Genomic DNA, 20,839 nt, shown 5'->3' with positions numbered 1-20,839 from the left:
CCCCGCCCTACTTTCCCGCCACCACCACCATGGCCGGCTTCAGCAGGCGGCCATGCAGGGTCCAGGCGGGCGTCCAGGCCTGGATCACGGTGCCAGGCTCCGTGCCCTCCGGCGCCGGCTGCTCGGCCATCGCCTGGTGCAGCTCCGGGTCGAAGGCTTTGCCCGTGGCGTCGAGCCGCGCGATCCCATGGCGTTCCAGCATGGTGACAAAACCGCGTTCCACGCTGTCGAAACCGCCGCGCAGCTTACCGATCAGCTCCGGCTCGTCCTCGGTGGGGGCGGGCAGGCTGTCCAGGCCACGGCGCAGGTTCTCCGCCGTCTCCACCACGTCGCGGGCGAATTTCTGCACGGCGTAGAGCCGCGAATCCTCGATCTCGCGTTTGGTGCGGCTGCGGAGGTTCTGCATCTCGGCCTCGGCCCGCAGCCACTTCTCCCGCATCTGGCCCAGCTCCGCCTCCAGCGCGGCGATGCGCTCGGCATCGCTTTGCGGCGGCGCGGCCTCGGTGGGGGCTTCGGCCGGGGTCTCGGCGGGGATTGGCGTGTCCTGGGTATCGCTCATGGATCGGCTGTCTGACTCGCGCGAAGTGGGTCGGAATCGCTGGCCCTTCACCTAGGCGCCCGGTGGCGGCGGGGCAAGCACTTGCACCCACCGCCAGCTATCCTCATGAGGCATCCCCATGCGCCATTCTCAGGCGGCGCGCAGCCCGTCCACCGTCGCCTGCAAGGAATGCCGCAGCGCGCCGGCGCTGTCGTCCAGGGTGCGGGACGTGTCCTCGATCTGCGCCACCGCCTGGGCGGTGGTCTCGATCGCGGTCTCCGCCCGCAGCACGGCCTCCGCCGCGCGTTCGGTGCTCTGCGCCACGCGGGCGGCGGTATCCGCGATCTCCCGCGTCGCGCCGCCCTGCTGCTGCACGGCGCTCGCCATGGCGGCGGAAACCTGTTCCAGCTCCGCCACCACTTCCGCGATGCCGCGGATGGCCTGCACCGCCTCGCCGGTCGCGGCCTCGATGCTGCCGGCCTGCTGGCCGATCTCCTCCGTCGCCTGGGCGGTCTGGGCGGCCAGCGCCTTCACCTCCCCTGCCACCACGGCAAAGCCCTTGCCGGCCTCTCCGGCGCGGGCGGCCTCGATCGTGGCGTTCAGCGCGAGCAGGTTGGTCTGGCCGGCGATGGCGCCGATCAGGCGCACCACCTCCCGGATCCGGCCGACGCCCTCGGACAGGCCGGCGACGATGCCATCCGTGGCGCGGGCGCGCTCGGCGGCGCTGCGGGCGACCTGGGCGGCGCTGGCCACCTGGCGCGTCACCTCCTGCACCGTCGCGGCCAGTTCCTCCGCCGCCGCTGCCACGGTCTGCACGCCGGCGGCGGATTCGGATGTGGCGCGCGCCGCGTGCTGGGCGGCGTCGGTGCCGCTCTGGCTGGCATGGCCGAGGCCCTGGGCGGCGCCGGACAGGCCCCGCGCGGCGCTGGTCAGCTTGCCGGCGAGCCCGCCCACCTCGCTTTCCACCTGATCCGCCAGGTTGACGCGGCCCTGCCGCGCCGCCTTTGCAAGGTCGGCGTCCCGCGCCAACTGGCGGGCATGTTCCGCCTCCTCCCGCTGCCGGGCGGCCTCGGCCTCGGCCAGGGCGGAGCTGGCGGTGGCGGCGGCCTTTTCCAGGCTGGCCAGCAGCAGCAGCAGGCTCGCCGCCTCGCCCACCAGGATGGAGGCATGCAGCGCGACGCGGCCGAGCGTGCCGGTGCCGCTGAACACCGCCATCGGCGCCAGCTCGTTCAGCAGGGTGTGGTGCAGCGCCACGGTCAGCGTGGCGAGCAGGATGGCGCGGCGGTCCACCAGCCCGGCCAGCACCGCGAGGGCGGCGAAATAGGCCATGTGCATATCTGTGCGCAGCGCGGCCGGCGCCACCCAGACCAGGACCGAGACCTGCACCATCAGCGCCACCGCCATGGTCTGGCGCGCCGCTGGCCGCGACGGGTCGCGGAAGCCCACGGCCAGGGCAACCAGCGCGACGAGCGCCGCGAGGCCCGTGCCGCCCCAGATCTCCTCCATCGAATCGTCCGAAAGCCAGGCCACCGGCCCTGTGATGAGCGCCAGGATGCCGAGCAGCACAAGCAGCCCGAGGCCGGTGCGACGGCGAAGCAGATCAAGATCCATGTGGTTCAGCCTCTCCTTGAGGCGGGTACGTCAGTGGTATTGGCGGTGCAGGGGGCGCGGCCAAAGGCGGGCAGGGCGAACCAGGCGCCCGGCGGCGCCGCATCCGCCGTGGAAGGGGGCGCGACAAGCGCCAGGGTGAAGGGGCCGAGCCGCCGCAAGGCGATCGGGTCCCAGCCCGGATGGGCCAGGACCTGGACCAGCGCCTCGGCTTCCGTCACGCCGGCCGGGAAGACCAGCGCAAGCGGATCGCCCGGGCGCGGCTGCGCCTGAACCACGCCGAGACCGAGCGTGGCAGCGGCCAGCAGCAGCAGCGGTGCGGAGGTAGCGAGTCGACTTTCGGGCCGAGCCGTCGCGCCGAGAAACATCCGATCGCGGCCGGCGGGCATATTGGGCATGGTTCGAGTGTGACGGGACTCTGCCGAACAAACGCTTAATCGCATGTTCGGGCCAGCGTGCGACGGCGGGCGATTCCCGTCGGTCCGGTTCCGGCCTACACAGGCCGGATGCTACGCAGCGTCTTCACCGTCGGCGGCTGGACCATGGCGAGCCGCATCCTCGGCTTCGCCCGGGACATGCTGATCGCGTCACGCCTTGGCGCCGGGCCGGTCGCCGATGCCTTCTTCATCGCCCTCAAACTGCCGAACCTGTTCCGGCGCCTGTTCGGGGAGGGCGCCTTCAACGCCGCCTTCGTGCCCGCCTTCGCCGGCAGCTTCGCGCTGGACGGGCCGGCCAAGGCGCGGGCGCTGGCCAATTCCCTGGCCGGGCTGATGTCGATCTGGCTGGCCTTCCTGGTGATCCTCGGCATGGTCTTCATGCCGCAGCTGCTGTTCGTGCTGGCGCCGGGCTTTTCGGGGGAAAGGCTGGATCTGGCGGTGGAGATGACGCGGATCACCTTCCCCTATCTGCTGTTCATCTGCCTGGCCGCGCTGGTCTCCGGCGTGTTGAACGGCATGAACCGATTCGGCGCGGCCGCGGCGACGCCGGTGCTGTTCAACCTGACTTCCATGGCGGCGCTGCTGGGCCTGACCCCCTTCGTGGCGACGGCGGGGCATGCGCTGTCCTGGGGCGTGATGCTGTCGGGCATCCTGCAGCTCGGCCTGCTGCTGGTCGCGGCGCGGATGGTGGGGATGACGATCAACCCGCTGTCGCGGCCGGTGCTGACGCCGGATGTGCGGGCGGTGCTGCGGCGGATGGTGCCGGGGCTGTTCGGCGCGGGCGTCACCCAGCTCAACCTCGCCATCGACGTGGTGCTCGCCTCGCTGCTGCCGGCGGGGGCGGTGAGTTTCCTGTATTACGCCGACCGGGTGGCGCAATTGCCGCTCGGCGTCATCGGCGCGGCGGTGGGCACGGCGCTGCTGCCGTTGCTGGCGCGGCAATTGCGCACCGGCAAGGCGCTGGCCGCGCATCGCAGCCAGAACCGCGCCATCGAGCTGTCCCTGGCCTTCGCCCTGCCGGCGGCGCTGGCCATCGCCGTTACCGCGACGCCGATCATCATGACCCTGTTCGAGCGCGGCCTGTTCGACGCCCGCGCCACCGCGGCCACCGCCGCGGCGCTGGTGGCGGGCGCCATCGGCCTGCCGGCCTTCGTGCTGGTCAAGGCGCTGACGCCCGGCTTCTTCGCCCGCGGCGATACCGCGACGCCGGTGAAGGTGGGGCTGGTGGTGGTGGCGCTGAACCTGGCGCTGAACCTGGCGCTGATTCCCTTCCTCGCCCATGTCGGCATCGCGCTGGCCACCTCCATCGCCGCCTGGGTGAATGTGGTGATCCTGGCGGTGCTGCTGACCCGGCGGCGGCAATTGGTGCTGGACCGGCGGCTGCGCCGGCGCGCGCCGCGGCTGCTGGCGGCGGGGGTGGTGATGGCTGTGCTGCTCTGGGCGATGGCAGGGGCGCTGTTCCCGCTGGACGGCACGCTGGCGCGCTTCGCGGCCCTGGCGGCGCTGATCGCCGCCGGCATGGTCACCTATTTCGGCAGCGCCCAGGTTCTGGGGGGCATGGACCTGCGGGAGGCGGCGCGGATGCTGCGCCGCCGCCCGGCTTATACCAACGGCCCTGTCGCGTGACCGCTCCGGGGCCGCCCTCATACGCCGGGCGGAAACCTCCGGTTTCCTTGGCTTCGCGGCACTTGCCGCGGCGCCCATTCGGGCGCTCGGACCGGTCAAAAGACCGGTCCGCTGGTATTCATCAGCGACGCGAGGCGTCGACACTCCAGGGCCCCGGCCCGGCCGCGACGATGTAGAGGAAGACGAAGCAGTACAGGATGGCCGCGTCGCCGCCATTGTTCACCGGGAAGAAGTCCCGCGGCGCATGCGCCAGCCAATAGGCCGCGGCCATGGTGCCGGAGGCGAGGAAGGCCGCCGGCCGGGTGAACAGACCCAGCGTCAGCAGCACGCCCGTCATGATCTCGATCACGCCGGCGATCCAGGGCAGCGACATCGCGGCCGGCCCGCCACCGGAGCCAGCCGGGAAGCCCAGCAGTTTTTGGGTGCCGTGCTCCAGGAAGAGCAGCGCCGCGACGATCCGCAGCACGGAGAGCAGGCGCGGCGCCCAGAGGGCCAGCGAGGTTTCGGTCGACATGCAGTGATCCCATGGACAATTCAATGGGATGGCATGTGGTTGCTGCACCGCACAATACGACGCCCCGACGGCACCCGCTCGCGCAGCCGTGACTTGAAATCAGCCCACCAGGGGCAGCCGGGTCCCCACCAGCACGTCGCGGCCGATCAGCCCGGCAAGCCGCGTCGCATCCCAGCCCTCGGTGCCGGCGGGGCGCAGTGGCAGCACCATCCAGCGATAATCAGCCGTGCTGTCCACCACGCGAACCTCGGTATCCGCAGGCAGGGTGGTGCCCCATTCGGCCAGGACGCCGCGCGGGTCCCGCACCGCGCGGGCGCGGTAGGCGGCGGATTTGTACCAATGCGGCGGGTAGCCGAGCACGGCGCGCGGATAGCAGGAGCACAAGGTGCAGACGACCAGGTGATGCACCCCCGGCCGGTCCGCCAGCACGCCAAGCGGCGGTGCCCCGGCCATGGAAACGCCCATCGCCTCCGCCGCCTGGCTGCCATCGCGCAGCATCAGCGCGTGGTAGTCCGGATCGGTCCAGGCGCGGGCCACCATGGCGGCGCCGATGCGCGGATCGGCGCGGTCGGTGCGCTCGATCTGCGCGGCGATCTGCGCCTCCGTCACCACGCCACGGGCGGCCAGCGCCGCCGTGAAACGGTCGAGCAGGGCAATGCTGTCGGGGCCGGGGGCGTGGGCCATCAGGCGGCGGGCTCCAGCCAATGCTCGTAGAGCTCCACCAGCACCGTGTCGCCGGCCTGGCCCTCGTTCCACAACGACGGCTGCTCGAAGCGGACGTGATACAGCGGGATGGTCGCCGCCGGCCGGGCGAAGGCCAGGTCCTCCGGATTGCGGAAGGCGCCGAGCTGGCGCTCCACGAACCCTTCCCGCCCGCGCAGGTAATGCGGCGTGCGGATATGGCAGGGGCCGCGCGTTTCGGGGAAATCCGCCTTCACGCGGATGCGGGCACCGGGCGTGAAGCGGGTCATGGGCGCAGCTCCTCCGGAAGGACGACCCCCTTTTCCAGCATCAGGGCCGTGATGGATCGCAGCCAGCGTTCGTAATAGCCGAGCGCGTGGTACTCGGCCTCGGGGATGGCCTCCACGCCACGCCGCAGTTCATCCACCGTCATCAGACCGCGCTGGGCCAGCAACTGCCGCAGCGCGTCCACGCGCTTGCCGAAGGCGTCGGGCGGGGCCTCGTCATCCGGCTCCACCGGGGTGCAGCGGAAGCGGGGGGCGCCGCCAATGTCGTGGGTGGCAGGGGGTGGGGCTGCGTCGGGCATGCCCGGAAGCCTATTTCACTTCCTCGTCGCTGCCCACGCCCCAGATCTCGGCGCGGCGCAGAAAACCGCGATGGCTCGCCACCTGCACTTCGCACCAGCTGCTGCCGGCCGCGCATTCGCGGATGCGGGCGATGACGCCGGGGCTGATACGCGCCACCGCCGTTGCGCCCTCCTCCGCCCGGCGGCGCAGGGTTGCCTCGCTTGCGGTGCTGACCGGCTGGGCGCCGGCGGCGGCTGAGGCGGCGGGGCGGACCAGCACGGTGCGGCGCCCGGCCAGGGTCGAGGAATGCACCCAGCCCTCGGCCCCGTCCGGGTCGCGGATGCGCCGCCAGAGCTGGAATTCCCCGATGATCTGCACCGGCAGGTCGCGGCGCTGGAAGGTCCATTCGATCGGGTAGGAGGTGCTGGGCCCGACCCGCATATTCACCTCATCCGAGCGCAGGGAGGCGAAGCGCGGCAGCGGCAGGCCGGTGACGGAGCCGGTGCTGGGCGCGGCCGGGCTGGGCGGCAGAGTGGGTTCCGGCGGGCGCGCGGCGGCCGCCGCTGCGGCAGCGGCCGCCGCGCCAGCGGGGGCCGCGGCGGGGCGGCGGTTCGGCGGCGGGCTGGGCCGGCCCACGGTGGGCGTCGCCGTGCGGCCGGGCGGATTGGGCGCCGACGGGCGGGCCGGCGCGGCGGAGGGCTGGCTGCGCGGCGGTGTCGCGGCACGGGGCTGTGGCGTGGGGGTCGTCGTGGGAGTCGTCGCGGGGGCGGCCCGCCGGGCTGGCGGGGCGGCCAGGTTGCGCGGCTGTTCCCCCGGCACAGGCTGTGCGGCGGGTGGGGCGCTGGGGCGCGGCGGCGGCAGGCTGCCCTGGGCCGGCGCCAGGCTCGACTGCGCCAGCGCCGCCCCGGAGGCCAAGGCGAGCAGCGACAAAGCGAGCAGGGCGGGACGGACAGGAGACATGACCGATCCCTCCCCCATTCCGCCGTATTCGGTCAAGCGCGCAAAGCGCCGCCAGCCGCTGCCAGCCCGTGGCGCGGTCAACTAAAGCGTGACGATCTGCCCCGCCCCGATCGCCGCCAGGAAGGTCACCACGCCGGCCACCTCCACCCCGGGCGCCAGCGCCGCCGGGACCAGCCCCTCGGCCTTCAGCCCGGCCTCGCAGGCGATTCGGCGGATGCCAAGCTCGGCAGCGGCCTCCGCCAGTGTGGCAATGGTCGCGACTCCGATCTCGGCCAGATGGGCCTCCCGCGCATCGGCCAGCAGGGGCGAGTCGGACAGGAACAGGCGGCAGCCGGCATTGGTCGCGAAGACCGCCACCTCCCGCCCGATCGCCGCGGCGCCGGTGGCCAGCACCAGCGCGTAATGGGCGCGGTCATGGTCGCCGGAGAGCAGCAGGATGCCGAGCGGCGCGGTCACACCGCGCAGACCGGCGCCGCCGGACTGGCATGGGCGGACAGGTCATGGATGGTGGGATTCTCGCCACACAGGGCGCAGGCCGGGTCGCGGCGCAGCTTGACGGTGCGGAAGCGCATATCCAGCGCATCCCACAGCAGCAGGCGGCCGGACAGGCCCTCGCCGATGCCCATCACCAGCTTCAGCACCTCCGTCGCCTGCAAGGTGCCCATCACCCCGGTGACGGCGCCCAGCACCCCGGCCTCCGAACAGCTGGGCACCAGCCCATCCGGCGGCGGTTCCGGGTGGAGGCAGCGGTGGCAGGGATGCGGCGCGCCCTCATGCCCGCGGAAGACGGACAGCTGGCCTTCGAATCGCAGCACCGCGGCGGAGACCAGCGGGCGGCCGAGCAGGTGACAGGCATCGCCCAGCAGGAAGCGGGTGGCGAAGTTGTCGGTGCCGTCGCAGACCAGATCGTATTTCGGGATATTGGCCCAGGCCCAGTCGGCATCCAGCCGCCGCGCATAGACTTCCACCTCGGTTTCCGGGTTCAGCCGGGCGATGGTCTCGGCGGCGCTTTCGGCCTTGTTGCGGCCGATCCGGTCGGTGCTGTGGATGACCTGTCGTTGCAGGTTCGACAGCTCCAGCCGGTCGTCGTCGATCAGCCCAAGCTTGCCGATGCCCGCCGCGGCGAGGTAGAGGCCCAGCGGCGAGCCCAGCCCGCCGGCCCCCACCAGCAGCACGCGCGCCTGGCGCAGCTTCGCCTGGCCGATGGCGCCCACCTCCTCCAGCAGGATGTGGCGGGAATAGCGGCGGATCTCCGCCTCGGAGAAGTCCAGGTCCATGGCGCCGATATGGGCGCGGCGGGGGCTGGCTTGCAAGCGGTGCGGCAAGGGTTCACCGCCGGTTAGCGGAAGCGGTGGCAGATGCTACCGCAAAAGGCGGATCGGTCACTTGACCGATCCGAGCGCCCGAACGGGCGCCGACGCTTATGCGTCATGCCGAAGGCATGCCTTCGGCATGACGAAGCCAAGCGCGCGGAGCGCGCGCCCGGCGTTTGAGGGCAGTGTGAAGGGGATTTGGATTGCGGATGCGATGGCTGGCCTGTGCGGCACTGGGATTGGGGCTCTGGGCGGCGGTGCCAGGGCGGGCCGAGGCGGCCTGTCCGGACCTGCTTCTGGGCGACAGTCTCGCGGTGGGCATGGCCGACCTCGCCCGCGCCGAGGGTTTTCAGGTGGTGGCGCAGGGCGGCGCCGGAATCACCTGGCTGCGGCAGCAGACGCCGCGCTGCGTCGACCGTCTGCTGCTGGTCTTCGGCACCAATGACCTGCGCGGCCTGGCGCCGGAGGCGGCGGAGGATTACGCGCGGCAGATCGCGGCGGTGATGGAACGCTGGCCGGCGGCGCGAATCGTCTGGGCGACGCCGGGCTGCTTCGCCCGCGACCGGGCGCTGGAATCCGGCAGCCAGTCGCTCGACCGGGCGCTGCTGCGGGCACAGACCGTGGCGGATGCCAGCCTGGCGCATCTGCCGGCGCTGCATCGTGGCCGGGTGGCGCGCTGCGACTATCCCAGCGCCGATGGCGTGCACCCGACGGCGGCGGGCTATCGCGCCTGGTGGCAGGGCTTGCAGGGGGTGATGGCTCAGCGCCCCAGGCCGAGCAGCCCGCGCGCCGCCTCCGCCGACTCCGTCACGCCCAGCATGGCCATGGCGCCATCCCAGCTTTCGGCCACGACGATCAGCGCCTCCGTCCCCGGCAGCACCGGCAGGCCATAGGCGGCATCGAGGATCGCGCCGGACCGTCCGGCCGCGAAGACCAGCAGCGCCAGCCCCACCACCCAGGCCGCGCGCCCGGTCGTCATGGTGGCGGAACGCGGCGAGAAATCGTCGGGCCGGGTGCTGGGCGTCTGCTGGAGCCAGGGTTGGCGCATCGGCTGTTCCCTCAGAACTGGAAGTAGATGAAGGGCGCCACGCCCTCCGGTGCCGCCAGGATGATGGCGAGCATGGCGAGGCCGAAGACCAGGCCGAGCAGCGGCGCGGGCAGCGGTCGCAAGGCCGACTCCAGCCGCTGGCGCAGATCCGGTGGCAGGAAATGCAGCGCCAGGCCGAGGGCGATGATGGCCAGCAGGCGCGCTGTCCAGGCCGTATCCGCGGCACCTGCCAGCAGCCCCTGCCCCAGCGCGCCGATCGTGGCGAGGTCCGGCGCGCGGAACAGCACGAAGGCGACGACCACGATGTGGAAGGTGATCGCCCAGCGCAGGAAGCGGCCCGCCGCACTGGCCGGCACATCCCGCAGCCCCAGCCAGCGCTCCACCACCAGCGCCGCGCCATGCAGCGCCCCCCAGGCGACGAAGGTCCAGGCGGCGCCGTGCCAGATGCCGCCGAGCAGCATGGTCACCAGCAGATTGCGCGCCGTGCGTCCCTCGCCGCCCCGGCTGCCGCCCAGCGGCTTGAACAGGTAGTCGCGCAGCCAGGTCGACAGGGAAATGTGCCAGCGCCGCCAGAAGTCGGAGAGGGTCAGGGCGCGGAAGGGCTGGTTGAAATTCTGCGGGAAATGGTATCCGAGCAGCGCCGCCAACCCGATCGCCATGTCCGAATAGCCGGAGAAATCCAGCCAGATCTGGATGGTATAGCCATAGCAGGCGAGCAGGATGTCGCCCGCCCCGAAGCCGGTCGGGTCGCGGAAGACGGGGTCCACCAACCCGCTCGCCAGCTCATTCGCCAGCAGCATCTTCTTGGCCAGCCCGCCCAGGATCAGCAGCCCGGCCATCACCACCGGCACCCGCCAGCGATCCGGCAACTGCGAGAGCTGCGGCAGGAAATGCGCGGCGCGGACGATGGGGCCGGCGGCCAGATGGGGGAAGAAGGTCAGGTAGACCAGCACCTTCAGCGGTCCGCGCTCCGCCGGCACGTCGCCGCGATGCGCGTCGACCATGTAGGAGATGGCCTGGAAGACGTAGAAGGAGATGCCGACCGGCAGCAGCACCTCCGGCACTGGCAGGGGCGGCAGGCCCAGCGCGACTCCGAGGGGCGAGGCCTCCCGCGCCAAGAACCCCGCATATTTGAACCAGCCGAGCCAGAGCAGCGTGCCGGCGATGCCGACCCCCAGCAGCCCGGGCCGCCGGCGCTCCGCACAGAGCAGCCCGAAGCCCCAGGCCCAGAGGCCGAAGACCAGCAAGGCGAGGCAGAAGACCAGGCTGAAGGCGGAATAGAAGACCAGACTCGCCGCCAGCAGGAAGGGCAGCACGGCGCGCGGCGCCTGGCGCACCAGCAGCCAGTGCGTACCGAAGACGCAGGCGAAGAAGATCGCGAAAAGCCCGGTCGGAAACAGCATGGCGTCAGGCCGCGGCCCCGCCCAGGCCCGCGCCACGCAGCAGATGCGCGTGCAGCCGCTCCGCCGTCAGCCGGTAGCCATCGGTGGTGAAATGCACCAGGTCCGGCCGCATCAGGGGTGGGCTCGCACCGGCCAGGCTGGGCAGGCGGCAGAGTCCGCCGGTCACCTCCTCCGCCCAGTCGAAGAAGCCGACTCGCTCGGCGGCGGCCACGCGGCGCTGGGTGGCGCGCACCGCCGTCAGCGCCGGCAGGGGCGTGACCGGGCAGGCGCCGCGGCCGCGGCGGATCGGGCGGCCGGCATCAGGCGCGCCCATCAGCAAGATGCCGCTGCGGGGGCTGGCGGCGCGCAGCGCGGCGATGCGGCGGGACAGGGCCTGGCCATAGGCGGCCGGGTCGAAATCCCGGTCGGTCGCCTCATTCGTCCCGTATTCCAGGATGATGAGCGCCGGCGACGCCACCGCCAGCTCCTGCCGCAGGATCGCCGGGTCGCGGTTGTCCAGCGTCGCCAGGGTGGCACCGTTGATGCCGAAGGATTCCACCATGGCGCCGCGGCCGCGCCGGTCGACACCCCAGCCGAGTAGCGTCACCGGCCCATCGCCCATCAGCTCCAGTGTCACCGAACGTTGGCCGGGCGGCAGGTCCAGCCGGATCAGGCGCAGCCGGGGCGTGTCGGTGCGGGTCGCGCGCGGCGTTTCCGGAATGCCGGCGCCGAGCAGCCGGAAACTGCCGCTTTCCGGCCCGCAATGCAGCGTGAGATGCAGCCGGTCGAAGCCAAGCGGATCGGCGCTGGCCAGGCTGAGACGGTCACCCGCCTGGCTGCCGGTCAGGCGATAGCCGGCCAGGCCGAAGGGACCGGGGGTGGCGGCGCGCAGCGCATGGGCCGTGCTCCAGCTGCCCTCCTGCGACAGGGTGATGCCGGCGGGCACGAAGCTGCTCTGCGCCCGGCCTGGGGGCATGCGACCGGGGCCGACGGCGCCGAAGCGCGCCTGCAACAAATCGCGCAGCCGCTCCGCCATGCGCGGAAAGGCGATGTGGCTGTCGCCCAGCATCAGCACCAAAGCGCGGCCCTGCCGTCCGGCCTCCAGCCCCCGCAGCGCGGCGCCGAGCGGGGCGAGGGGGTTGGCGGCGGGGCTCGCGGTGAGCAGCGCTTCGAAATCCGGGTCCGGGCCGGGGTCCAGCCCTTCCGCACGCCGCGCCGCCTCGGCGGGCGGGGTGCCGCCGGGCGTGGTGTCGCTGCGGCAGCCGGGCAGCAGCGTGGCGAGGCCGAGTCCTGGCAAAAAGCCGGCAATTAGGCGGCGTCGTTCCAACATCCTGCGGTCGCCGTCCTTATCTCGTTCACGCTCCGCTGCTACTCTGCCGCAATTCCCCGTGGATGCGGAGTGCCCCGGATGCGGCCTGGTCGCGATCCTGCCGTTTTGACCCGTCGTCGCCTGCTTCTGACCACCGCCCTGGCGGCCGCCGGGGGGGGTGCGCGCGCGGAATCCGGCGCGGAACGATCGCCCGGGCCGCCCCCTGTGGTGCCGCCCGACCGGGTGAACCTGCTGTTCCTCGGCGACTCCCTCGCCCAGGGCATGTTCCTGGCGCTGCATCCCGTGCTGCGCCGGCGCGCCACGCCGCGCCTGATCAACGGCACGCTGCACGCCACCGGCGTGACCCGCACGGATGAGCATGACTGGACCGCGGTGACCCGCGACCTGGTGGCGCAGCACCGACCGCAGCTCGTCGTCTTCTGGATCGGCGCCAATGACTTCCGCCCCCTGGTGGTGCGGGAGGAGCGCACCCGCCACCGCTTCGGCACCCCCGGCTATGCCGAGCATTACGGCCGGCGGGTGACGGAGATGGTGTCGCATGCCACCCAGGCCGGCTGCCGCGTGGTCTGGCTCGGCCTGCCCAATATGCGCGAAACGCAATTCGCTGGCGCCGCCCGGCAGCTGAACAGCATCCAGCATGACGCCGCGGAGGCCGCGGGCGCCGTCTGGGTCGATACCTGGGAGGCGACCAGCGACGCCCAGGGCCGCTTCCTGCCCGCGGTGGCGATGGAGACCTCGACCCGCAGCTTCCGGGCGGAGGATGGGGTGCACTTCACCGGCTGGGGCTATCTGCGCATCGGCACGCTGCTGTTCGACGCCGCCGCCGAGCGTTTTCCGGAATTGGCGCCCGGGCTGGGACGGCTGACCGACGCCTGAGGCGTCGGCCCCGGTTGGCTAAACCTCCGCGCAGCCGAAGCGCAGCAGGTTGCCGTGCGGGTCGAGCAGGTGGAATTCGTGCATGTTCCACGGGCGCAGCTCGAAGGGCGACAGGCCTGGCACCTCCGCCTCCTGGAATTCGGCGTGCAGCGCCGGCACCTGCCCGCCCCGGATGTAGCAGGAGCTGCGTTCCGGATGGGTCTGGTCGTCGCTGAGCCAGAAATGCAGCTCCATCGCGTCCCGTTTCACGATGGCATAGTCCGGGCCATAGGCCTCTCCCGCAAAGCCCAGACGGTCACGGTAGAAGGCCAGCGTCTCCGCCAGGTTGAGCGAGGCGAGGACGGGGATGCATTGGGCGAGGTCGGTCATGCCGGCTGCCAGTCGTGCCAGAGCCCCTCGGGCGAAGACCGTTGCGGGCGGGGGCGCTCGGCCTCCGGCGTGCCGACATAGATCCAGCCCAGCAGCCGGTCGGTCGCCGCGAAGCCCAGCGCGGCCTTGATCGCCGGGTCCTGCAAGGCGCCGGAGGACAACCAGCAGCAGCCGAAGCCCATCGCGTCCAGGGCATTGAGGAAGTTCATGATGCCGGCCGCGGCGGTGGCTTCCTGTTCCCAGGCCGGGATCTTGGAATGCGCCCGCAGCACGGCGCCAGCGGCGACGACCAGCGGCGCGCGCAGCGGCTTGCCGCGTTCCAGGTCGAGCCGCGCCTCCGTCGTCTCCGGCTCCCGCGCCTTCAGGGACTGGGCGAGCAGATCGCCAAAGGCGGCGCGGGCCTCGCCCTGGATGCCGACGAAGCGCCAGGGACGCAGCCAGCCATGGTCGGGGGCGCGGATGGCCGCGGCGACGGCCAGCGACAGCGCCGCCGCATCCGGCGCCGGGTCGTGCAGCTGGCGTGGCGGGACGGAGGCGCGGGCGAGCAGGGCGCGGACCGCCTCATTCGCCGGGGCCGTGGAGATGGGAAAGGGCGCTTCGGGCATGGTCGTCCTGCGGCGAGTGGCAGACCCCAGATGATGCGAATCATTCGCAATTACAAGTCTCGGATTGTCACGGCCGGGCGCGACCGCGCCGCGGCCTTCAGCGCGCGAACCAGCCCGGCGCAAACACCTGCAGACCATCCTTCACCGCCAGCAGGTCCCGCGTCGGATCGGCCCGCGCCGCCACCAGGGCCAGCGTCTCGGCATCCCGCAGTACATAAAGCGTCCCCCGCTCCCACCGCCCCGCCGCCAGCGCGGCGCGGCCGCGGCGTTGCAGGCGGCGCAGCGCCGCGGGATCGACGCGGGAGTGATAGGCGGCATCGGTCGGGATGCCGCGCGGCGCGGCGAAGCGGGACAGCGGCTCCCAGGCAGGTCCGAAATTCGCCGCCGGCACCGCGCGCAGCCGCTGGTAGCGCCGGCCGGCTTCCGCCCAGAAGGGATCCGGCAGGCGTTCCGCCGCCACCGCCGGCGCGGCGGCGACCAGGGCGCGGAAGCGGCCCATGCCGGCCTGGATATCGACCACCTGCACCAGCAGCAGCGCGCCCAGCAGCCAGCGCGCCTGCACCACCGGCAGCCGCCGGACCACCACCACCACGCCGCAGAACAGCGCCGTATAGGCCAGCGGCCAGAAGAAACGCTCCGAGGCGCGCAGCATATCCGCCACCCGCTCCAGCGGCGCCGGCAGTTCGAATTGCAGCACCTCATGCCCGGCGATGGCGACATGGTTGGATAGGGCGAAGGCGAGCATGCCCAGCAGCATCAGCGCCAGCATCGGAAAGCGGCGGATCGCGTCACGCAGCGCGCCACGCGGTGCCAAGGCGAGGGCCAAAGCGAGCAGCACCAGGATCCCGGCACCGAGATAGGACCCGCCGGCCTCCCAATGCCGCAGCCCGGGCAAGGCGGGCAGCAGCCGGCCCCATTCCGTCGCGTCGAAGGGGGCGGTCAGGTCGAGCTGGGAATGGCCGTAATGCACCCCCATCGGCACCACGTCGCCGGCCAGGGTGAAATACCCCGCCAGCCACAGCGCACCTCCCATCGCCGCCGGCACCAGCAGAAGCTGTGCGCCGAGCGACTGCCAGGCCAGCCCGTCGCGGGCGCGGCCGAACCAATCCGCCACCCAGAGCCCGCCGCACATGGCCATGACATAGGGGTTCAGCATGGCGACCACGCCGAGACAGCCGGCCCATTGCAGCGCCTGCCGCCGTGGATCGGGCCGCAGGCACAGCCACAGCGCCCAGAGCATCGCCCATTGCGAGACCAGGGCGAAATGCCCGCCCATGCGGTTCAGCAGCAGCGGCTGCCAGACAAACAGCAGCGCGGCGAGCGCCCGGCTCGGCGCGTCCTCCACCTCCAGCGCCAGCAGCCGCCAGGCGAAGGCGCCCTGCAGCGCGGCGCTCAGCACCATCCAGGGACCCCAATATTGCGGGATCTCGACCAGCGGACGCAGCGCCTTGGCCAGGAAGGCCATCAGCGGCACCACATCGACGTAGAAGATGGCGCTGGAGAGTTCGAGCCCGTAATCCGGATTCAGCCCCGGCGGCCAGGACCAGGGGGCGGGAGCGAAATAGGTCCAGGCCATCAGATAGGCGACCGGGTCCGGCCCCAGCGTGCCATGCAGCAGCCAGCCGAGGTCATGGATGTCCAGGATGCGCGGCCCGAGCGTCGCGATGGCGGCCAGCCCGCCGCCGAGGACGGCGACCAGCAGCATGGCCCTGTGCAACAGCGCGGAGTTGGGCCTGGCGACCGAAGGGGCAGCCAGGGCAGGGCCGGAAGTCGGCGGGGCGACGCTGTCAGCCTGGATCATGCTTTTGCCACCATGGGACCGACATTACGGTCGTTGCTGAGTCCGGCGCGCCGATGGTCGGGTTGCGGCTTATCCTGGGCATCTTGTCGCCCAGGCCATGCATTCACGAGCTTGTGAGGCTAGCCCTGTGCGGGGAAGGGAGCAACCTCCGGCGCTCCGCGGGCTTCCTCCTGCGGGCGCACCGGCACTGAACGGGCGGTGCCGGCCGGACGTCCCCCAAAATCCAAGGAACGCCTTCCATGAACCTGCAACGCCGCAGCCTGCTCCGGGGCCTCGCCCCGCTTTCCGCCGCCATGGCGCTGCCCGTCTGGGCCACCCCTCGCGCCGCTTTGGCCCAGGCGCCGGCTCCCACCGGCCCCTACACCCAGGCCGCCATGCCCTATGCCTTCGGGGCGAATGAGGCGGCGATCGATGCCAGGACGATGGAGCTGCATTACCGCTTCCACCATGGCGGCCAGGTGGCCGGGCTGAACAATGCGCTGCGCGAGCATGGCCAGCTCTCCGCCCTGCCGCTGGACCAGCTGCTCGGCAAGCTGGGCGAGGTGCCGGAGGCGGTGCGGACGGCGGTGCGCAACAATGGCGGCGGCCATGCCAACCACACGATGTTCTGGGAGATCATGGGCGGGTCCGGCGGCGAGCCGCAGGGCGAGCTGGCCGAGGCCATCACCCGCGACTTCACCGATTTCGCCACCTTCCGCAACCGCTTCAACACCGCGGCCAATGGCGTCTTCGGCAGCGGCTGGGCCTTTGTCACGGTGAACCGCGAGGGACGTCTCGCCTTGGTCACCAAGCCCGGCCAGGACAGCCCGCTGATGGATGGCCAGCGCGTGCTGATGGGCAATGACGTGTGGGAACACGCCTATTACCTGCGCTACCAGAACCGCCGCGCCGAATACACCGGCAACTGGTGGAGCGTGCTCGACTGGCAGAAGATCGCGGCTCGCTATGCGGCGGCCAAGGCCGGCACGCTGACCGTCTGATCCGAAAGGGCGGGGCCTCGCGCCCCGCCCACAAACCTACTTCTTGGCCTGAAAAGCGCTGAAGAAGCCGGTCGGCTTGATGATGCGGTTTTCCATCTTCACCAGAAGGTTCCTGGCACCGGCCTCGGCCAGGTATTCGCCCCAGGCCGGGTCGGCCGCCATGGCGGTGCGGCGGCGTTCACGGTCGCCCTGGTCGGCATAGCCCCACATATGCACCACCGTGTTCAGCGCGCCTTCGACGGTGGTGTACCAGCCCAGGCAGTTCTCCAGGTATTTCAACTGGATCGGCCAGGCCTTCGCCTCATACAGCGCCACGAATTCCGGCAGCTTGTTGGGCAGCGTGGTGTAGATTCGTAGGTCGACGATCATCTGGGGCTCTCCCGTTGCGGGACCAGCATGGCGCGCCAGCGGCCCGCCGCCCAGACGGGGTGTGGACACCTCGGGCCGGATATCCGCTGCAATCCGTTCATCATCTGGCTGTCACAGGGACGTCATGGGGTGCTTGTATAGCCCGGCTTGAGAAGGGGCATTCCATGCTGGAACTGCGGGGCCTGACGCGGCGCTTCGGCGCCGTCACGGCCGTCAACGATGTGCGGTTGGTGATACCGGACGGCCAGATGGTCGGCGTGATCGGCCGCTCCGGCGCCGGCAAATCCACCTTGCTGCGCATGATCAACCGGCTGACGGAACCCTCCGCCGGACAGGTCCTGTATGGCGGGCGGGACATCACCGCGCTGCGCGGGGCGGAGCTGCGCCGCTGGCGCACCGACTGCGCCATGATCTTCCAGCAGTTCAACCTGGTGCAGCGGCTGGACGTTCTGACCAATGTGCTGGTCGGCCGTCTGAACCACCGCCCCGGCATCATGGGCACCGTCACCAGCCTGCTGAAGATGTTCACCGCCACCGAACGCGCCATGGCGCTCGCCGCGCTGGACCGCTTCGACCTGGCGGAGGTCGCCCTGCAACGCGCCGACACGCTCTCCGGTGGTCAGCAGCAGCGCGTCGCCATCTGCCGCGCCCTGTTGCAGCAGCCCAGGCTGATGCTGGCGGATGAGCCCATCGCCAGCCTCGACCCGCGCAACGCCAAGACGGTGATGGACGCGCTGCGCCAGGTGAACCGGGAGGACGGGATCACCGTCCTGACCAACCTGCATCACCTGAACACCGCCCGGCAGTACTGCGACCGCATCGTCGCCATGCAGGCCGGCCGGGTGATGTTCGATGGTACGCCCGCCGAGCTGACCTCCGCCCGGGTGCAGGAGATCTACGGCGTCACCGAGGATGAGTTCGAGGAACAGGCGCAGGAAGCCGTCAACCCGGCCGCGCGCCCGTCCCTGCCCGCAAAGTCCGGCCTCGCCCTCGCCTGAGCGCGGCGGTGTGGTCGGCGGAATCCCCAAGCTCCCCCTGGAGAGAACCGCAATGATCACCCGTCGTCTTCTGGTTGCCGGCGCCTCGCTGGCGCCCCTCGTCGGTGCGACGCTGGCGCCCTTCGCCGTGGCCGCCCAGACCGCGGCCCCCACCGCCATGCCGGCCACTGGCCGTCGCGCCTGGGCGCAGCAGGTGCCGCAGCTTCGCCTCGGCCTGCTGGGCGGTGAGAATGAGCAGGACCGGCTCGGTCGCTACGAGGCCTATCGCGCCTTGCTGGAGACCACCTTCGGCATCCCCGTGCGCCTGTTCCCGGCCGCCGACTATGCCGGCGTGATGCAGGCCTTCAGCGCGAAGCAGATCGAGGGTGCCGCCATGGGCGCCTCCGCCTATGCCGGCGCCTGGCTCGACACCAATGGCGGCGTCGAGCCGCTCTTCGTGGCGCGGGAGGCCGATGGCGGCATCTCCTACGTCTCCGTCATGGTGGTGCGCGCCGATAGCGGCATCACCAGCCTGGAACAGCTCCGCGGCAAGTCGCTCGCCTGGGCCGATGCCAATTCCACCTCCGGCTACCTGGTGCCGCGCTCCGAGCTGCGCGCCGCCGGCATCGGCACGGAAAGCGGCCAGTACTTCTCCCGCACCGGCTTCGGCGGCGGGCATGAGCAGGCGGTGGTGGCGGTGCTGCAGCGCCAATACGATGCGGCGGTCACCTGGGCCTCGGGCCAGGGCGAGGTCAGCCAGGGCTTCACCCGTGGAAATCTGCGCGCCATGGTGGAAAAGGGCATGCTGAACATGGCCGATCTGCGCATCATCTGGACCTCGGCGCCGATCCTGAACGGCCCGATGACCGTGCGTTCCGACCTGCCGGCCGCCTTCAAGAAGGACTTCACCGATTTCCACCTGGCGCTCGCCACCGCCCATCCGCAGATCTACGCCCAGGTCGAGCGTGGCGGCGGCCAGGGCTATGCCCCGGTGACGCATGACATGTTCGAGCCGATCGTCCGCCTGCGCCGTGAAGAGGCGGCCGAGCGCCGCCGCCGTTCCTAAGGCCTATTGATCGCATGGATGCCGCGCTGCCCCTGACCACCTCCGCCCGCGGCGCCATCGCCCGGGGGGAGGCTGAATTCCAGGCGGCGCGGCGACAGCGGCGGCGCGCCACCCTGCTCTGGGGCGCCATCCTGCTGGTCTGCCTGCTGCTGGCCGCGCGGCTGTCGGAGATGACGCCGCAGGCCTTGGCCGATGGCCTGCCGCGCATCGGTGAATACTTCTGGCGCATCCTGCCAACCCTGCGGTGGGAGACGCTGTTCGCGGACTGGGAGACGGAGGGCAGCCTGGCGGGCTGGTTCTACCGCCTCGACAAATGGGCCTGGCTGATCTTCGAGACCAGCCAGATGGCCCTGCTCGGCACCTTCTTCGGCACGCTGATCGGCTTCGCGCTGTGCTTCGTGGCCGCCCGCAATCTGGCGCCGACGCCCTGGGCCTTCCATCTGGCGCGGCGCTTCCTGGAATTCTGTCGCACGGTGCCGGAGATCGTCTTCGCGCTGATCTTCGTCTGGGCCTTCGGCATCGGCCCGATGGCCGGCATCCTGGCCATCATCATCCATACCGCCGGCGCCAACGGGAAGCTGTTCGCCGAGGTGGTGGAGAATGCCGAGACCTCCGCCATGGAAGGCGTGCGGGCTGCCGGCGGCAACTGGTTCCATCGCGTGCGCTTCGGCGTGCTGCCGCAGGTGGCGCCGAACTTCCTCAGCTACGCGCTGCTGCGCTTCGAGATCAATGTGCGCGGCGCCAGCGTGCTGGGCTTCGTCGGTGCCGGCGGCATTGGCGAGGAACTCTATCACGTGATCTCCTTCAACTATTACGAGGAGATCAGCGCCATCATCGTGCTCATCATCCTCAGCGTGGCGTCGATCGACATGATTTCGGAAAGGCTCCGCCGGCAGTTGTCGGCCGGCGCGGCGCGGGGCTGAGACCGATGGCGATCGCAACCCCTACACCGGGCCAGATCAAGCAGTGGCGGGCGCGCATGCCGGCGGCCTTCGGGGTCAGCCCGGCGACGCGGGCGCTGCGCTGGGTCGGCGGGCTTGCCGCGCTCGGCTGGTTCGTCTTCCTGTTCTGGTGGTTCCAGATCACGCCCATCCGGCTGTGGAACGGGCTTTCGGGCCTTGGCACCATCGTCGTGCTGATGATCCCGCCCTCCCCCGGCGCGCTCTGGCTGGATATCCTGAAAGGTATCGCCGAGAGCGTGGCCATGGCCTTCCTCGGCACCTTCATCGCCGCGGTCATCGCCGTGCCGTTGGGCTTTCTGGGCGCCGGCAATGTGGTGGTGAACACGCTGGCCCACTTCTCCATCCGCCGCGTCTTCGACGGGTTTCGTGGCGTGGACCAGTTGATCTGGGCCTTGGCCTATGTGCGCGCCGTGGGTCTCGGCCCGCTGGCGGGCGTGCTGGCCATCGCCACCGCCGATATCGCCGTATTGGCAAAACTCTATGCCGAGGCGATCGAGACGGCGGAGCGCAAGCAGGCGGAGGGCATCGACGCCGTGGGCGGCAACAAGCTGCTGCGCACACGCTTCGGCCTGCTGCCGCAGGTTCTGCCGGTGATGATCGCGCAGGCGCTGTACTTCCTGGAAAGCAACACGCGCTCCGCCAGCGTGCTCGGCATTGTCGGCGCCGGCGGCATCGGCCTGGCCATCGCCGAGCGCATCAAGATCCGCGCCTGGGACGAGGTGGCCTTCATCATCATCCTGATGCTGATCACCGTGGCGATCATCGACCAGATCTCCAGCCGCATCCGCCGCAAGCTGATCGGCGGGCGGGAAGCGCTGACCCCGCGCTAGA

The 20,839-nt window shown here is 71.2% G+C and carries 24 protein-coding genes; 8 read left to right on the top strand and 16 right to left on the bottom strand.

All coding sequences use genetic code 11. The features are described 5' to 3' along the window. Positions 1–7: 7 nt before the first annotated feature. The 3 genes from ACVFYP_RS07945 to ACVFYP_RS07935 all read right to left on the bottom strand — a co-directional run bounded on the left by ACVFYP_RS07945 (position 8) and on the right by ACVFYP_RS07935 (position 2,544). The gene (locus ACVFYP_RS07945) at positions 8–559 is read right to left on the bottom strand and encodes a nucleotide exchange factor GrpE (protein WP_499199626.1); all 552 of its coding nucleotides are present in this window, start codon (positions 557–559) and stop codon (positions 8–10) included. A 129-nt stretch (positions 560–688) separates the two neighbouring features. Continuing rightward, positions 689–2,149: a methyl-accepting chemotaxis protein gene (locus ACVFYP_RS07940; RefSeq protein WP_499199625.1), complete on the bottom strand. Its 1,461-nt coding sequence runs from the start codon at positions 2,147–2,149 to the stop codon at positions 689–691. A 5-nt stretch (positions 2,150–2,154) separates the two neighbouring features. Next, positions 2,155–2,544 (bottom strand): hypothetical protein, encoded by a 390-nt coding sequence (locus tag ACVFYP_RS07935; protein WP_499199624.1) that lies wholly within the window; start codon positions 2,542–2,544, stop codon positions 2,155–2,157. Positions 2,545–2,652: 108 nt separating this feature from the next. Here ACVFYP_RS07935 and murJ point away from each other — a divergent pair, with 108 nt between their 5' ends. Then, entirely contained in the window at positions 2,653–4,209 is a 1,557-nt protein-coding gene (murJ, locus tag ACVFYP_RS07930) for a murein biosynthesis integral membrane protein MurJ (protein ID WP_499199623.1), read from the top strand. A gap of 121 nt (positions 4,210–4,330) precedes the next feature. Here the strand turns inward: murJ and ACVFYP_RS07925 are convergent, their stop codons facing one another. From ACVFYP_RS07925 to ACVFYP_RS07895, 7 genes are all read right to left on the bottom strand, one after another. Further along, a complete protein-coding gene (locus tag ACVFYP_RS07925) occupies positions 4,331–4,723 on the bottom strand; it encodes a DoxX family protein (protein WP_499199622.1) in 393 nt (130 codons plus the stop codon). 99 nt (positions 4,724–4,822) lie between these two features. After that, a complete protein-coding gene (locus ACVFYP_RS07920; protein ID WP_499199621.1) occupies positions 4,823–5,407 on the bottom strand; it encodes a nitrile hydratase subunit alpha in 585 nt (194 codons plus the stop codon). Beyond that, positions 5,407–5,694: an SH3-like domain-containing protein gene (locus ACVFYP_RS07915; protein ID WP_499199620.1), complete on the bottom strand. Its 288-nt coding sequence runs from the start codon at positions 5,692–5,694 to the stop codon at positions 5,407–5,409. Before ACVFYP_RS07915 ends, ACVFYP_RS07920 begins: the two co-directional genes overlap by 1 nt. Beyond that, positions 5,691–5,990, bottom strand: coding sequence for a nitrile hydratase (locus ACVFYP_RS07910; RefSeq protein WP_499199619.1), 300 nt, complete (start codon positions 5,988–5,990; stop codon positions 5,691–5,693). Before ACVFYP_RS07910 ends, ACVFYP_RS07915 begins: the two co-directional genes overlap by 4 nt. Positions 5,991–6,000: 10 nt before the next feature. Then, positions 6,001–6,930, bottom strand: a complete 930-nt coding sequence (locus ACVFYP_RS07905; protein ID WP_499199618.1) for an SH3 domain-containing protein — start codon at positions 6,928–6,930, stop codon at positions 6,001–6,003. 81 nt (positions 6,931–7,011) lie between these two features. Further along, the gene (locus ACVFYP_RS07900; protein WP_499199617.1) at positions 7,012–7,386 is read right to left on the bottom strand and encodes a DsrE/DsrF/DrsH-like family protein; all 375 of its coding nucleotides are present in this window, start codon (positions 7,384–7,386) and stop codon (positions 7,012–7,014) included. Beyond that, positions 7,383–8,207: a HesA/MoeB/ThiF family protein gene (locus ACVFYP_RS07895; protein WP_499200462.1), complete on the bottom strand. Its 825-nt coding sequence runs from the start codon at positions 8,205–8,207 to the stop codon at positions 7,383–7,385. Before ACVFYP_RS07895 ends, ACVFYP_RS07900 begins: the two co-directional genes overlap by 4 nt. 245 nt (positions 8,208–8,452) lie before the next feature. Here ACVFYP_RS07895 and ACVFYP_RS07890 point away from each other — a divergent pair, with 245 nt between their 5' ends. After that, positions 8,453–9,136, top strand: a complete 684-nt coding sequence (locus tag ACVFYP_RS07890) for an SGNH/GDSL hydrolase family protein (RefSeq protein WP_499199616.1) — start codon at positions 8,453–8,455, stop codon at positions 9,134–9,136. Between the two features lie 166 nt (positions 9,137–9,302). Here the strand turns inward: ACVFYP_RS07890 and ACVFYP_RS07885 are convergent, their stop codons facing one another. Continuing rightward, positions 9,303–10,694 carry an MBOAT family O-acyltransferase gene (locus ACVFYP_RS07885; protein ID WP_499199615.1) on the bottom strand — a complete coding sequence of 464 codons (1,392 nt, stop codon included), beginning with the start codon at positions 10,692–10,694 and terminating at the stop codon, positions 9,303–9,305. Positions 10,695–10,698: 4 nt separating this feature from the next. Beyond that, on the bottom strand, positions 10,699–12,003 hold the full coding sequence (locus ACVFYP_RS07880; protein ID WP_499199614.1) for a GDSL-type esterase/lipase family protein: 1,305 nt from the start codon (positions 12,001–12,003) through the stop codon (positions 10,699–10,701). A 105-nt stretch (positions 12,004–12,108) separates the two neighbouring features. On the opposite strand from ACVFYP_RS07880, the gene ACVFYP_RS07875 reads away from it, so the two are divergent. Further along, positions 12,109–12,879, top strand: a complete 771-nt coding sequence (locus ACVFYP_RS07875; RefSeq protein WP_499199613.1) for a DUF459 domain-containing protein — start codon at positions 12,109–12,111, stop codon at positions 12,877–12,879. An 18-nt stretch (positions 12,880–12,897) separates the two neighbouring features. On the opposite strand, the gene ACVFYP_RS07870 is transcribed toward ACVFYP_RS07875, so the two are convergent. From ACVFYP_RS07870 to ACVFYP_RS07860, 3 genes are all read right to left on the bottom strand, one after another. Next, positions 12,898–13,248 (bottom strand): bleomycin resistance protein, encoded by a 351-nt coding sequence (locus ACVFYP_RS07870; protein WP_499199612.1) that lies wholly within the window; start codon positions 13,246–13,248, stop codon positions 12,898–12,900. After that, positions 13,245–13,853, bottom strand: coding sequence for a nitroreductase family protein (locus tag ACVFYP_RS07865; protein ID WP_499199611.1), 609 nt, complete (start codon positions 13,851–13,853; stop codon positions 13,245–13,247). Before ACVFYP_RS07865 ends, ACVFYP_RS07870 begins: the two co-directional genes overlap by 4 nt. 97 nt (positions 13,854–13,950) lie before the next feature. Then, positions 13,951–15,654, bottom strand: a complete 1,704-nt coding sequence (locus ACVFYP_RS07860; RefSeq protein WP_499199610.1) for a DUF6311 domain-containing protein — start codon at positions 15,652–15,654, stop codon at positions 13,951–13,953. 239 nt (positions 15,655–15,893) lie between these two features. Between ACVFYP_RS07860 and ACVFYP_RS07855 the strand changes: the two genes are divergently transcribed. Then, the gene (locus tag ACVFYP_RS07855; protein WP_499199609.1) at positions 15,894–16,634 is read left to right on the top strand and encodes a superoxide dismutase; all 741 of its coding nucleotides are present in this window, start codon (positions 15,894–15,896) and stop codon (positions 16,632–16,634) included. A gap of 36 nt (positions 16,635–16,670) precedes the next feature. Here ACVFYP_RS07855 and ACVFYP_RS07850 read toward each other — a convergent pair whose 3' ends face one another. Continuing rightward, entirely contained in the window at positions 16,671–17,003 is a 333-nt protein-coding gene (locus ACVFYP_RS07850) for an NIPSNAP family protein (RefSeq protein WP_499199608.1), read from the bottom strand. A 164-nt stretch (positions 17,004–17,167) separates the two neighbouring features. Between ACVFYP_RS07850 and phnC the strand changes: the two genes are divergently transcribed. Genes phnC through phnE (ACVFYP_RS07830) form a run of 4 tightly spaced genes read left to right on the top strand, consistent with a single transcriptional unit; the run spans position 17,168 to position 20,838 of the window. After that, a complete protein-coding gene (gene phnC / locus ACVFYP_RS07845) occupies positions 17,168–18,001 on the top strand; it encodes a phosphonate ABC transporter ATP-binding protein (protein ID WP_499199607.1) in 834 nt (277 codons plus the stop codon). Between the two features lie 52 nt (positions 18,002–18,053). Beyond that, positions 18,054–19,046, top strand: coding sequence for a phosphate/phosphite/phosphonate ABC transporter substrate-binding protein (gene phnD / locus ACVFYP_RS07840; RefSeq protein WP_499199606.1), 993 nt, complete (start codon positions 18,054–18,056; stop codon positions 19,044–19,046). Positions 19,047–19,060: 14 nt separating this feature from the next. Next, on the top strand, positions 19,061–19,969 hold the full coding sequence (gene phnE / locus ACVFYP_RS07835; protein ID WP_499199605.1) for a phosphonate ABC transporter, permease protein PhnE: 909 nt from the start codon (positions 19,061–19,063) through the stop codon (positions 19,967–19,969). A 5-nt stretch (positions 19,970–19,974) separates the two neighbouring features. Beyond that, a complete protein-coding gene (gene phnE, locus ACVFYP_RS07830) occupies positions 19,975–20,838 on the top strand; it encodes a phosphonate ABC transporter, permease protein PhnE (protein ID WP_499199604.1) in 864 nt (287 codons plus the stop codon). Position 20,839 lies beyond the last annotated feature (1 nt).

It is taken from the genome of Roseomonas sp. F4, assembly GCF_053891155.1.
This window is presented reverse-complemented; position numbering and strand designations above follow the sequence as displayed.

Bases quoted from the DNA above. Each gene is read 5' to 3' on its own strand.
- ACVFYP_RS07925 (WP_499199622.1), bottom strand. From the start codon at position 4,723: ATGTCGACCGAAACCTCGCTGGCCCTCTGGGCGCCGCGCCTGCTCTCC.
- phnD (WP_499199606.1), top strand. From the start codon at position 18,054: ATGATCACCCGTCGTCTTCTGGTTGCCGGCGCCTCGCTGGCGCCCCTC.
- phnE (WP_499199604.1), top strand. From the start codon at position 19,975: ATGGCGATCGCAACCCCTACACCGGGCCAGATCAAGCAGTGGCGGGCG.
- phnE (WP_499199605.1), top strand. From the start codon at position 19,061: ATGGATGCCGCGCTGCCCCTGACCACCTCCGCCCGCGGCGCCATCGCC.
- ACVFYP_RS07885 (WP_499199615.1), bottom strand. From the start codon at position 10,694: ATGCTGTTTCCGACCGGGCTTTTCGCGATCTTCTTCGCCTGCGTCTTC.
- ACVFYP_RS07870 (WP_499199612.1), bottom strand. From the start codon at position 13,248: ATGACCGACCTCGCCCAATGCATCCCCGTCCTCGCCTCGCTCAACCTG.
- ACVFYP_RS07940 (WP_499199625.1), bottom strand. From the start codon at position 2,149: ATGGATCTTGATCTGCTTCGCCGTCGCACCGGCCTCGGGCTGCTTGTG.
- murJ (WP_499199623.1), top strand. From the start codon at position 2,653: ATGCTACGCAGCGTCTTCACCGTCGGCGGCTGGACCATGGCGAGCCGC.
- ACVFYP_RS07880 (WP_499199614.1), bottom strand. From the start codon at position 12,003: ATGTTGGAACGACGCCGCCTAATTGCCGGCTTTTTGCCAGGACTCGGC.
- ACVFYP_RS07895 (WP_499200462.1), bottom strand. From the start codon at position 8,207: ATGGACCTGGACTTCTCCGAGGCGGAGATCCGCCGCTATTCCCGCCAC.
- ACVFYP_RS07945 (WP_499199626.1), bottom strand. From the start codon at position 559: ATGAGCGATACCCAGGACACGCCAATCCCCGCCGAGACCCCGGCCGAA.
- ACVFYP_RS07915 (WP_499199620.1), bottom strand. From the start codon at position 5,694: ATGACCCGCTTCACGCCCGGTGCCCGCATCCGCGTGAAGGCGGATTTC.
- ACVFYP_RS07920 (WP_499199621.1), bottom strand. From the start codon at position 5,407: ATGGCCCACGCCCCCGGCCCCGACAGCATTGCCCTGCTCGACCGTTTC.
- ACVFYP_RS07935 (WP_499199624.1), bottom strand. From the start codon at position 2,544: ATGCCCAATATGCCCGCCGGCCGCGATCGGATGTTTCTCGGCGCGACG.
- ACVFYP_RS07890 (WP_499199616.1), top strand. From the start codon at position 8,453: ATGCGATGGCTGGCCTGTGCGGCACTGGGATTGGGGCTCTGGGCGGCG.
- ACVFYP_RS07855 (WP_499199609.1), top strand. From the start codon at position 15,894: ATGAACCTGCAACGCCGCAGCCTGCTCCGGGGCCTCGCCCCGCTTTCC.
- phnC (WP_499199607.1), top strand. From the start codon at position 17,168: ATGCTGGAACTGCGGGGCCTGACGCGGCGCTTCGGCGCCGTCACGGCC.
- ACVFYP_RS07910 (WP_499199619.1), bottom strand. From the start codon at position 5,990: ATGCCCGACGCAGCCCCACCCCCTGCCACCCACGACATTGGCGGCGCC.
- ACVFYP_RS07905 (WP_499199618.1), bottom strand. From the start codon at position 6,930: ATGTCTCCTGTCCGTCCCGCCCTGCTCGCTTTGTCGCTGCTCGCCTTG.
- ACVFYP_RS07850 (WP_499199608.1), bottom strand. From the start codon at position 17,003: ATGATCGTCGACCTACGAATCTACACCACGCTGCCCAACAAGCTGCCG.
- ACVFYP_RS07865 (WP_499199611.1), bottom strand. From the start codon at position 13,853: ATGCCCGAAGCGCCCTTTCCCATCTCCACGGCCCCGGCGAATGAGGCG.
- ACVFYP_RS07860 (WP_499199610.1), bottom strand. From the start codon at position 15,654: ATGATCCAGGCTGACAGCGTCGCCCCGCCGACTTCCGGCCCTGCCCTG.